The following is an 11,992-nucleotide window of genomic DNA, read 5'->3' as shown; positions in this document are numbered from 1 at the left end:
CACATGAAACTTTGCGTGCCGCGAGCACTGTGCGTATGTGCGTGCGCGCACGCTCGAGTCTCCGAACTCATGCGCTGAGTTCTTCTTCGCTGAGCTGGGATTCGGCGATCTGCCTGTAGACTTCGCAGTTGTCAAGCAGTTCGCGGTGCGTGCCTTTGCCGACGAGCTTGCCGTCGTCAAGCACGAGGATGCAGTCGGCGTCCATGATCGTGCCCACTCGCTGCGCGACGATCAGTTTCGTGGAGTTCTTCGCGTACGACTTCAACGCGTCGCGCACCACGCGGTCGGTCTTGAAGTCCAACGCGGAGAACGAGTCGTCGAAAATAAGAATCTCAGGATTGCGATACACGGCGCGCGCGATAGACAGTCGCTGCTTCTGACCGCCGGACACGTTCGTGCCGCCCTGCGCGATCTGCGCATCGAACTCACCCTGCATTTTGCGCACGAACTCGGTGGCCTGCGCCACATCGCATGCCTCTTCCACACGGTTCGCCTCCTGTGCGGTCAGCGCGCGCTCGGCGTCTGCCTTGAGCATTTCGGCTTCGGCTTTGCGGCCAGACATGCGCGAGACGTCGATCATCGGCACGTCCTCGGATTCGCCCGGCTTGTCTCCGTAGCTCACGTTCGATGCCACCGTTCCCTTGAACAGGAACGAGCGCTGCGGAACATAGCCGATTTTGTCACGCAGTGTTTTGAGGTCGTATTCGCGCACGTCAACGCCGTCCACAATCACTTCGCCGTCGGACGTGTCGTAAAAACGCGGCACCAGATTGATCAGAGAGGACTTGCCCGAACCGGTCGAGCCGATAATTGCAACAGTGTCACCCTGGTTCGCGGTGAAGCTGATGTGTTCGAGCATGGCTTCGCGCGAATCGGGGTATGTGAAGCTCACGTCACGGAATTCGATTTCACCAGCGAGCTCGTCGTCGTTCGCGTAATCGCTAGCATTGGCGGCGGTGATCACGCCCTGCTGCTTGGCTTCGGCGACGGTCAAGCCGCGTTCGCGTGTGCCGGACTTGACGAGCGGCTCGGTGTTGATCACTTCAAGCACGCGCTGTGCAGACACGTCCGCGCGCGGCCAGAGCACGAACACCATGCTCATCAGCAGGAAGCTCATGATCACCTGCATCGCGTAGCTGGAGAAGACGACCATGTTCGAGAACAGCGTGAGCTTGTCGGCAGCGCCCGCGTCTTGAATCAGGTATGCACCGATCCAGTAGATCGCGAGCGAGAGGCCGTTCATGATCGTGCTCATCAGCGGCATCATCACCGCCATCGAACGGTTGGTGAACAGCTGCGTGTTCGTCAGGTCGGCGTTTGCCTTCTCGAACTTGTTCTCCTGATAGTCTTCGGCGTTGTAGGCGCGCACCACACGCATACCGGTGAGGTTCTCGCGCGCCACCAGGTTGATGTTGTCGGTGAGGCGCTGCATCGCCTTGAATTTCGGCATCACGAGCACCATGAGCACCACGATCGAAACGAGCAGGATCACCACGGCGATCGCGGTGGTGAGCGTCCACTCGAAGCCTTCGCCGGCGATCTTGCAGACCGCCCACACAGCCATGATCGGCGATTTAATGATCATCTGCAGACCCATCGTGATGAACATCTGGATCTGCGTGATGTCGTTCGTGGAGCGCGTGATCAAGCTCGCTGTGGAGAAGTGATGCATCTCCGATGGGCCGAACGACTCGACCTTGCGGAACTCCATCGAGCGCAACCGCTGGCCGAACGAGGCGGCGATGCGCGCGGCGAAGTAGCCGGTGACAACGGCGCAGGCGAACGAGCCCGCCGCCACCAGCAGCATCTTGCCGCCGGCGATCCAGATGTCGCGCATCTGGCTGTTCGGCGTCTCCACCAGCGTGGTGATCTCCGACATGTAGCTGGGCAGTTCAAGGTCGAAGTAGACCTGCCCCACGATGGTGATGAGCGAGATCACCAACTGCCCTATCTCCGTTTTGGAGAGGTATTTCATGATTCGTAGCATTACTGCATCTTTCTTGTACGTTTTGTATACGTTCTGTGGCGTCTATTCCGTCCGCTTGCCCCACCCAAACCACTCATTGTGCTGGCGGGGATATAAAACCCCCAACACCGCAAGTAGCCGCAACTCAAAAACCGCTATTTTCCAACGCTTTCTGTTTCGCTATACCGAGGCTTGCGCGCGTTTTATATCCCCACCAGCAAAATGGGGAGGCAAGATAGGCGAGAATCACTCGCGCTGGGGCGCATGAGGCGGGCGGCGGTGCACTTGCTCTGCGAACAGGCCGTCTTCGGCGATTTTCTTAGACAGCTTGACCATTCGCTCGTGCAGGCGGTCGCGCCGCTCAAAAGCCTGCGTCACCTGCTCCTGCGTGGGCTGCGGTCCCTCCGGCTGGCAAATCGACATGTAGACCATGAAGTCGGAGAACAGTTTGACGAATTCGCGCGTGCGCTCCTCGCCCATTTGCGAGAACACCCAACGCAGATCCGCAACGAGCTCCTCCCCCTGCTTTTTCGCCACTTCCCGACCTTCGTCGGTCAAGTCGACGAGCACGCTGCGGCGATCTCGCGGATCGTTCTCACGCTCAATCCACCCTTTGGCATACATGCCGGAGAGCAGTGACGAGATTCGCCCGGACGTCGCATTCATCGCCTCGGCGAGGCTCGACGGCGTGCACGGCCCGTGAAACATGAGCTCGCGCAACACGAACATCTCCCCTTGCGTGCCGCGCTCAAACGTGCGCACTGATTTCGACCGCGAGCTCCACATGGCAAACAGATACTCGTGAATCGCTTCCAACTGGTAATCCATAGTGCTTAAACTCACTTACCTTTGGGTGTAAGTTATTACTAGTGTAAAATATTATCACTGTAAGACAATTTCTGAGTACACTATGAGACTCGTCGGGGAGTCTACAGAGAAAACCGCAGAATACTGCGGAAATTATTTACTCAACATCACTGAGCTGGCGGATTGAGATTATCTACCGCCTCTTTGAGATCACGGTTCTGGAAGCGGTCGTGCAGCACGCAATACCCGCCGAACACAAGCAGCCACACCAGTCCGGCGATCGCCGGCCCGCGCGTATCTGCCCCCAGGAACAGCGTGCAGTAGATGAACACGAAGAATGCCGTGGTCAATGGGTTGAGCACTTTGTACGCCGGCATCAGGAACCCGTTTTCCATGAACTGCGCGGAGTTGCGGTATTTGTAGTGCGCGATCATCGTGAGAATGTAGATGAAGATGATCACCGCGGACGACGCCGATGAGAACATGACGAACGCGCCCGACACCTGCGGAATCAGTTCGATGAGCGGCGACAGCAGAATGAGGATTGCAGACACGACGATCGCCCTCGCCGGCACCTTCGTTTTCGACACGACGCCGAGTTTGCTGATGGTCGGCGACGGTGATTCCTCGGCGATTTCGAACAGGTGACGCCCTGCGGAATACAGCAGCGAGTTGAGTGACGAGGCCGCCGCCGTCACAACGACGAAGAACACGAGGGCCGCCGCCCAATTCGCGCCCGCGTATTCGAACACCATGATGAACGGTGAGGCGAAGGTGCCGTCTTTGTTCGGCGCGAAGTTGCGCCACGGCACGATGGTCATGATGGCGAGCAATGCACCGACGTAGAAGATCAGAATGCGCACGATGATGCCGTTGATCGCCTTCGGCAGCACTTTGCGCGGGTTCTTCGTTTCCGACACGGTGACGCCGATGAATTCGATCATCTCGTAGGCAAAGAACACCATCTGGAAGCTCATCAAAAACGCGAGCCAACCGTTCGGCGCAAGCGAGAATCCGTCGGTGAGATTGCGCAATGTCACACTGCCGGCAGGCGACACGTGGTCTTGGCCGGGCACTTGCACGGCGTTGTATTTGAAGCCGGTGATGAGCATGATGATCGCGGTGGCGATCATGGCCACGATCAGCGTGATCTTGATCATCGAGAACCAAAATTCGGCTTCTCCGAACGCTTTGACGGCTATCAGATTGATGAGCACGAGCACCACGAGGAACCCGAGTTCGATCACTCCCCTCCATGCCGAGACGTCGTACCCGAGCGTCGCGAAGAAAGTGACGCAATACTGCCCGACCGCCGTGATCTCGGTCATGCCCACCAGAATGAGCACGATCCAATACGACCACAGCGCGAACGTTCCCCAGCCGTTGCCCAAATACATCTTGATGAAATTGATGAACGTGTGTTGGCTCGGATCTCGGTACATGAGCTCGCCGATCGCACGCATCATCAGGAACATGATGCCGCCGATGAGAATGTAGACGAAGATGATGCTCGGACCGGCGAGGTTGATGGACTTGCCGGAACCGAGGAACAGGCCGGTGCCGATCGCCCCGCCGATTGCGATGAACTGCACGTGGCGGTTGGTCAGGCCACGTTCCATTTCGTTGTCTTTGTCGAGCGTCTCCAGCGAGGCGTTCACTTCCTCTTCGTGAATCTGTTCAGAGGATTCCGATGATTGATGCACGTCAGACATAATGAATTTGACTTTAGCAGTATGGGGTTGCCAACAGTTTTCACACTATGCACAAGATTTCTGACAGCTTATTGCACAGCGCGCACTGGCACGCTATTCGACGGATTTGAGCGAACTCACCGGATCGATGCGGTCGAGCACGGGGTTGACGAACAGTCGCACGAGCCAAGCGAACGCAAGCGTCGCCACAACGGTGATCAGATAGCTGTACCAAGCGATCGACACTTCGAAGTAGAGCCCCGGCATATTGAGTGCTCCGGTGAGCAGCCCCGAAATCCATCTGCCGAGTGGCAGCCCGATGATGATGCCGATGATGGTGAGCACCATCATCTCGCGGTTCACGTAGTGATGCACTTCGCGGTCGTAGAATCCGAGGACTTTCAACGTCGCCATTTCGCGCAGACGCTCCGACACGTTGGTGTGCGCCAATGTGAACAGCACGACGAGCGCAAGGCTGCCGGCGAGCGCGACGATCAGCGCGACCACCGCTCCCATCAGGTCAAAGGAGAAGTCTTCGGCTTGTTTCGCGCTTGACGTGGCGCTCATCACAGCGGCATCATCTTCGAGCTGATTCACGTAGTCGATCTGCTCTTGGCCGCTGCCCTTGAGTTTCGCGTAGACGGCGTTCCACACCGTTTCCGAAGTATCGTTTGATTGCGATTGCTTAGACTGGCTTGCCGTTTGACTTGTGGATGCGGGGAAGATCTGATGGTAGAGATCTTCACTGATGAAGACTTCGGCCCCGATGAGACTGCGCGTGACTGCGGCGACTTTCACCTTATGCGGCTGTGTGCCGTCGCCGCGCAACGACACTTCATCTCCGGCTTTCACGTTCAACGATTGCGCGGCGGATTGCGCTACGATCACACCGCTGTTATTGAGCGTCACCGTGCTGTTGCCGTTGGATTTGTGCATCCACCCGAACAGCGAATCGTTGCGCGCTGGCTGCAGGTCGAACATTGTGTTGAGTTCGCGCAGTTGGTTCTGCGGTATGACGGTGAGTTGCACGCTGGTGCCGTGGTCGGCCGTGTTGGTCAGTTCTCCGCTTTCGATGCGGGCGTCCAGCATGTCGGTCGTTTTGCCATCTGACTTCAATTGCTTGCGCATGGCGTCTTCATCGCCGGTGTTGGCCATCACGAGCGTGTCGTATTGATCGACGCCGCGGTATTGGTTCGGGCCGAGCGCAGCCACCGTGTCGTTGATCGCCAAGCCGCACAGGATCAGCGCTGTGCAGCCTGCCACACCGCCCACCGTCATGATCAGGCGCGACTTGAAGCGAAAGATGTTGCGTGCCGTGACCTTGTTGAGGAAGCTCATGCGCTTCCAGATCGGCGTGATGTGTTCGAGCAGAATGCGCGAACCGGCTTTCGGCGCTTTCGGGCGCATGAGCGTGGCCGGCATCTGCCGCATTTCGCGAATCGAAGCGAACAGTGCGGCTCCGAGCACGCCGACGACGAATAGCGCAATGCCGATGGAACCATACGCCCAGTCGTATTCCAGCCGCATGTCAGGTATCGCATACAGCCCGCGAATCACCACGAGCAGGAACGCCGGAATGCCCAGGAAGCCGATCAGCAATCCCAACCCGCCACCGATCAGGCAGGCGAGCAGGGCGAACAGCGCATATCGCATTGTGATGGCGATGCGTCCATAGCCGAGCCCTAGGTATGTGCCGACAAGCCCGCGATCTTCTTCCACGAGTCGGCTCATCGTGGTCAGGCTCATCATAACGGCCACGATGAGGAACACGATCGGGAACGCCTTGCCAAGCGATTCGATCGAACTGATGTCGGATTTGAGCGAACTGAATCCCGACAACGCCGAACGCGATTGCACATACCAGCGTGGCGTCTCGATATCGTCTATCTTCTGCTGTTCCGAAGCGAACGTATTCTCCAGCTTGGCACGCTGCGAGTCAAGGTCGCGCTGTGCCGCGGTAAGTTTCGCTTCACCAGACGCCAATTGCTCCTGTGAGGCGCTCAACTGCGCAGGCATTTGCATGCCGGCGGGAATCTGCGAGGTCTGCGCTTCGAGCTGGCTGCGTTGCTCGCCCAGCTGGGAGCGCTGTGCATTGAGTTGTTGCTGTGCGTTGTCAAGCTTGGCGTAGGCGGCGTTCTTCGCATCATCGAGTTGCTTCTGGGCGTCATCCACCAACGCCTTTTTGCGCGCCTGCTCGCGTGTGCCCTGCACGTTCTGCTCGATGTCGTGCACCGCCGATGATGTCAACGAATCGTAAGCGTCGCTGAACGCATCTTTCTGCGCGGCTCCGGCAATGCGCAGCACGATCGCCCCATACACGTCAGGGTCGTAACCGTCATCGCCGAACAGTTGCTCCAACGCTCCGTTGGCCATGTAGAAGCTGTAGTCGTTCGCTATCGAGGAGCGGAACGTGGAATCCGAGTAGCCGTCTGGATTCGTCAGATCGGCAGGATCGGTGACGATGCCGACGATCTTCAGCGCATGGCTCTTCGCTTTGTCTGCCGAATCAGCGGAATCCGCAGAATCATTGGAATCCGTAGACGTTGAAGCGGCTCGCACGTCAATCGTGTCGCCGAGTTTGAGGTGCACGTCGTGCACGAACTGCTCGGTTACGGCAATTTCGCCGTCGTTCTGCGGCAAATGCCCCTGCAACACGTATGGCTCATCCAGCGACTTTGAGCCGACCTTGCCCAATTCGCGTATCGTCGCCGCCTTTTGCCCATCGTCTGTACTCACATCGATGCGTTCCATCCGCACACCTTGCGTCTGCTCCACATCACTCTGCGCGCTCAGCGCCTTCACGTCATCGTCGGTTAGTCCCATCGTCGAAACGACTTGCACGTCGTGCAACCCTTGCTGGCGGTAAAAACGGTTGGCGGCGTTGAATGTGTCTTCGCAGCCTGCGTAGATGCCGGTGAGCACAGCCACTCCCAGCATCGTGATGATCAGAATCGAGAGGAACGGTTTCCATGCGCGCAGCCAGCAGCGAAGCGTGTCGAGCACGAAAGCCGCGCCGACGCCATGCGCCCGCGGCTTCGCGTTCTTGCTCATGTCACACCTCCACTAGCTTGCCAAATTCACCCATTACCATTCGATATTTGCGATCGGCGTCGGATTCGCGTTCTCCTCCTGAGCCGTCACCGTTCCCGACCTGAAGCGAATGATCTTATGCGCCATCGGCGCGAGAGCCGAATTGTGCGTGATGATCAGCACCGTCATGTTCTCTTCCTCGCAGATCTGCTGCAGCAATTCCAGTACCTCTTTGCCCGTCTCATAGTCGAGAGCACCGGTCGGCTCGTCGCACAGCAGCAGTTTCGGTTTCTTCGCGATCGCACGCGCAATCGACACGCGCTGTTGCTCGCCACCGGAAAGCTGGGCGGGGAAATTGCCCAAGCGATCGCCTAATCCCACGCGCTTGAGCACGTCAGCCGGGTCGAAATGGTCGGGGCAGATCTGCGAAGCGAGCTCAACGTTCTCCAACGCCGTCAAATTGGGAATCAGGTTGTAGAACTGGAACACAAAGCCGATGTCGTTGCGCCGGTACGTCACCAGATCGTGATGGTTGAGATTCGTGATGTTGTTTCCACCGACGATCACCGTGCCACTCGTCGCGGTATCCATGCCTCCCAAAATGTTCAGCGCAGTCGTCTTGCCAGCACCGGATTGCCCCAAAATAACAGTCAGTTTGCCTTGATCGGCGGTGAACGAGGCATCGTCGAGCGCGCGGATGGTCGACGACCCCGCCGGGTACTCCTTGACTACGTTGTCAAACTCTATGTATGCCATCATTTCATTCTATGCGCTTAATTTTGGCACTTCAAGAGTCCACTTAAGCGCGTCGCCACACCACATCTCGCGAACATCTCAGCATCCTTCAAATTTCATCGTTTCAACATGTGCGTCTCTTTTGCCTAACGGTGTTCAACGCGTCGCATCTTCTGCGCACAATGAGCAACATCACACGAATACTTCGCTACTCCGCACTGGTCGCCGCATTCATCAAACCGATCGTTGCGCTCTTCCTGATTGCCGGTATCGATATCGTCTGCCTGATCATTCTCGGTACGCAGCACAGCTGATGCGTCCGCCAGCACAACGCACTATCTATAGAACGTATCTGCTGAATATGGGTGAGGCTCGGGAACGCGCAGTTTCCGAGCCTCACCCATATTCATATTCAGCAGAAATCTAATCTGTATTTCTATTTCGCTTCAGCCGATTCGAGCCGCGTGTGCACGCGCTCGCGCAGTGCATACGCGTTGAACAGCACGGCGAGCCAGATCACGCCGGCGATCAACGCGATGCGGTAGCTCGCGGAGAAGCACATGAGCACCGCCACCATCAGCAGGAACGCGATGATCACGTACGGCGTCCAGTTCCAGCCGGGCAGTTTGAACTGAATCTTGTTCAACGCAGCTTTGCCGGTCAATCCGTGCAATTCGCCGGGGCCTTCGCCAGCAGCCACTTTGCGGCGGAACAGCATCTCGGTGATCATGATCATCGTCCAGTTGATAATAGCGGCGATCGTGGCGATCGACATCAAATAATTGAACGCAAACTCCGGCCACAGGAACACCACGACGACGGCGACGATCGTCACGGCGGCGCTCGTGAGCACGCCGGCCACCGGCACGCCGCGCTTGTTCACGCGGCCCAGGTACGCGGGCGCGTTGCCTTGCTTGGCGAGCGAATACAGCATGCGCGAGTTCGAGTAAAGCGCGGAATTGTAGACGCTCATCACTGCGGTCAGGCACACGAAGTTGAGGATTCCGGCGGCAATCGGCACGCCGGTCGATTCGAAGATCTGCACGAACGGGCTCATCTTGCCGTCAATGCGATCCCACGGAACCACAGCCATGATGATGCCGAGCGCGGCGACGTAGAACACGAGAATGCGCCAGATGATGCCATTCGTAGCCTTCGGAATCGTCGTGCGCGGATGCTCCACCTCGCCCGCGGTGATGCCAATGAGCTCGGTGCCGCCGAAGCTGAACATCACCACAACGAGTGCCATCAGCAGACCGCTCCACTTGCCGTCTGCGCCGTGCTGCATGAGTCCGTGCGGGAAGAATCCGCCGTCGATCGTGAACCAGTTCGCGAACGACGCGCGTATGCCCGAGTCAGTCGGCAGATTGAAGATGATGATGGCGAGTCCGCCGATGATCATTGCAATCACTGCGATTATTTTGATCAGCGCAAACCAGAACTCAAATTCACCGAACTCGCTCACCCCGCACAAATTGAACGCGGTGATGAGCACCAGGAAGAACGCCGCAGACGCCCACTGCGGAATGTTCGGGAACCAGTAGTTGACGAACGAGCCGACCACCGCCAGCTCGACCATCGACACCAGCACATAGTTGAACCAGTAGTTCCAACCGGAGATGAATCCCGCGCGCTTCGACCAGTAACGCGACGCGTAATAGCTGAACGCGCCCGCGCGCGGATCTTCCACCGACATTTCGCTCATTGCGCGCACAATCATGAAGATTGCCGCGCCGCCGATAATATATGCCAGCAAAATAGACGGTCCGGCCAGCGAAATCGATTCGCTCGATCCGTAGAACAGGCCGGTGCCGATCGCTCCGCCCAGAGCAATCAGCTGAATATGGCGATTTTCAACGATTTCTTGAGTTCAGGTTCCCCGCTGCCGTTGACTGCTGTGTTCGCGGCTTCCTTGCCAGACTGCACGTCTGCGTTATTCTCTCTGCTCATGTTCTCTTCCGTGCTCGCGCATCGTAGCGATGTATTCTGGCGTTTGACAGAACGTTCCTATTGTAAGATGCGCCCTCCCGCATCCCGATACGCCCCCGAAACAAACTTCTATTTGCCGGCTTTCTTACCGGCTGTGCGTGCAGGAGGCATGAAGTAGCGGTCGTAGGAGATGAAGCAGCGCTTGTAGACGAGCGCGAGGATCGTCGAATCGGCCAGCAGCGTCAGCGCACTGATGGCGGCGAGCACCACGAACTGGTATTTCGCCGCGTTCACCGGGCTCTGGCCGGCGATGATCTGGCCTGCCATCATGCCTGGAATCGTCACGATGCCGCTCGAAGCCAGCGTCGCGATCGTCGGCAGCAAACCGAGCGTGATCGACGAGATGATCGATGGTTTCGCAGCCTCCCACTTCGTAGCACCCAGCGCGAGCAGCGTGTTGACCTCGTCGTAGCGTTCGCGCATCGAGTTGAAGAATCGGCTCAAACCAAGCGCCAGTGCGGAAACAGTGTTGCCGAGCAGCATGCCGCTCAGCGGCACGATGAATTGTGGCGCGTACCACGGCGTGGGGCGTACAACGAGTTCGCCCACAATCGACACCATCAGCAGCATCGTCACCGTCAGGCTCAACAGAATCAACGGGACCAAGCCTTTCGGAATCCCTTTCGCGCGGTCGAGTGTGATCTGCGTGGCGGCGACGAGCATCAGCACAATCAGTCCGAACACCAGCCACACGTTGTTCTGTTTGATCACATACGCGAGAATGAATCCCATCGCGAGCAGCTGCACAAGCGAGCGAATCGTCGCCCAGATAAGCGATTTCGCAATGTCAAGCTTCATCAGCACGGACACTCCGGCCGCGATGAGCACCATCACGACGGCGATCAGCAGTCCCCAGTTGTCAATTGCGAAATACATCAGCGAGCCTGCCCTTCCTGCGCTTTGTCTTGAGGCTGTTGCGCGGGCGCGTCACTGAGCGTGCCGTTTGCGAGCACAATAATTTTGTTGGCGCGACCATCTGCCTGCCGGTGACGTATGCGCACGACTGCAGTGCCCGCGTCGGCGGCGGCGCGCAGAATATCCGCCACTTTGTTGGCGTTCTCATCGTCGAGTCCGGCGTCCACTTCGTCGGCGAGCAGCACGGCAGGGTGCGTGAGCAGCGTGCGCGCGAGCGACACGCGCGCCGCCTGCCCGCCGGAGAGTTCGTGCACAGGTCGCGTCAGATCGATGTCTTCGCAGCCCATTGAGTCAAGTGTTTCGCGAACGAGCGCGTCTGGCAATCTGCGCTCCGCGGACTCGTGATCTGCCGACGTGCGCACGCGCAGAGTGAATGGCAGGCGAATTGCGTCGATCACAGTTTCGCCAATAAGCACAGAGGTTTGCGGCAGATATGCGACTCTCTCGCGCCACTGCTGCGGAGTCAGCGAGTCCGAGTCCACGCCGTCGAGCGTGAACGTGCCCGCGGTGTTCACGTTGAGGCGCGCGAACGCGGTCAGCAACGTGCTTTTTCCGGAACCGGAGGGGCCGGTGATGTCTACGATTTCGCCGCCGCGAATTTCGAAATGAAGATTATTGAAGATTACTTTGTCGCCGGCGTCACCGTGCGCGACTGCCGTCACGTTCGACGCTTGAAAATATGCTGCGAACTCATGCTCCCATTATCGGGCATGCTCGCGCTGTTAGCATAAGCGTTCAACCTACAAACACACTTTTTTTGTTCCAACTTAGCGCGCACGCCTGCATTCTGCATGCCAACCATGCAAAATCGCGCATAATATGAAAGGCGTCGTTTTGAGCAACGACGCCTTTCAGTGTT

General features: G+C 57.9%; 7 protein-coding genes and 3 pseudogenes. 1 reads left to right on the top strand and 9 read right to left on the bottom strand.

Annotated features, from left to right (window positions below; translation table 11 throughout):
• Positions 1-67: 67 nt before the first annotated feature.
• From GSD1FS_RS10395 to GSD1FS_RS03435, 6 genes and pseudogenes are all read right to left on the bottom strand, one after another.
• Positions 68-859 carry an ABC transporter ATP-binding protein gene (locus GSD1FS_RS10395; protein WP_425481779.1) on the bottom strand — a complete coding sequence of 264 codons (792 nt, stop codon included), beginning with the start codon at positions 857-859 and terminating at the stop codon, positions 68-70.
• Positions 860-1,005: 146 nt separating this feature from the next.
• A pseudogene (locus GSD1FS_RS10390) lies at positions 1,006-1,987 on the bottom strand (ABC transporter permease); the annotation flags it as partial.
• 225 nt (positions 1,988-2,212) lie between these two features.
• Entirely contained in the window at positions 2,213-2,794 is a 582-nt protein-coding gene (locus tag GSD1FS_RS03450; protein WP_155588476.1) for a MarR family winged helix-turn-helix transcriptional regulator, read from the bottom strand.
• Positions 2,795-2,940: 146 nt separating this feature from the next.
• The gene (locus tag GSD1FS_RS03445; protein ID WP_155588379.1) at positions 2,941-4,485 is read right to left on the bottom strand and encodes an amino acid permease; all 1,545 of its coding nucleotides are present in this window, start codon (positions 4,483-4,485) and stop codon (positions 2,941-2,943) included.
• Between the two features lie 93 nt (positions 4,486-4,578).
• The gene (locus GSD1FS_RS03440) at positions 4,579-7,515 is read right to left on the bottom strand and encodes an FtsX-like permease family protein (RefSeq protein WP_155588378.1); all 2,937 of its coding nucleotides are present in this window, start codon (positions 7,513-7,515) and stop codon (positions 4,579-4,581) included.
• 33 nt (positions 7,516-7,548) lie between these two features.
• Positions 7,549-8,250: an ABC transporter ATP-binding protein gene (locus tag GSD1FS_RS03435; protein ID WP_155588377.1), complete on the bottom strand. Its 702-nt coding sequence runs from the start codon at positions 8,248-8,250 to the stop codon at positions 7,549-7,551.
• 161 nt (positions 8,251-8,411) lie between these two features.
• On the opposite strand from GSD1FS_RS03435, the gene GSD1FS_RS10130 reads away from it, so the two are divergent.
• Entirely contained in the window at positions 8,412-8,543 is a 132-nt protein-coding gene (locus tag GSD1FS_RS10130) for a hypothetical protein (protein ID WP_281349829.1), read from the top strand.
• Positions 8,544-8,665: 122 nt separating this feature from the next.
• Here GSD1FS_RS10130 and GSD1FS_RS03430 read toward each other — a convergent pair.
• From GSD1FS_RS03430 to GSD1FS_RS03420, 3 genes and pseudogenes are all read right to left on the bottom strand, one after another.
• Positions 8,666-10,155: pseudogene (locus GSD1FS_RS03430) on the bottom strand (amino acid permease).
• 132 nt (positions 10,156-10,287) lie between these two features.
• Complete coding sequence (locus tag GSD1FS_RS03425; protein ID WP_155588375.1) at positions 10,288-11,094, bottom strand: ABC transporter permease; 807 nt, start codon at positions 11,092-11,094, stop codon at positions 10,288-10,290.
• Positions 11,094-11,845: pseudogene (locus GSD1FS_RS03420) on the bottom strand (ABC transporter ATP-binding protein). The gene GSD1FS_RS03425 and the pseudogene GSD1FS_RS03420 overlap by 1 nt, the downstream one beginning before the upstream one ends.
• Positions 11,846-11,992 lie beyond the last annotated feature (147 nt).

The organism is Bifidobacterium canis (assembly GCF_009727065.1).
In the GTDB taxonomy this organism is placed as follows: Bacteria; Actinomycetota; Actinomycetes; order Actinomycetales; family Bifidobacteriaceae; genus Bifidobacterium; species Bifidobacterium canis.
The sequence above is the reverse complement of the archived record's forward strand: the minus strand, read 5'-3'. Positions and strand labels throughout refer to the sequence as shown.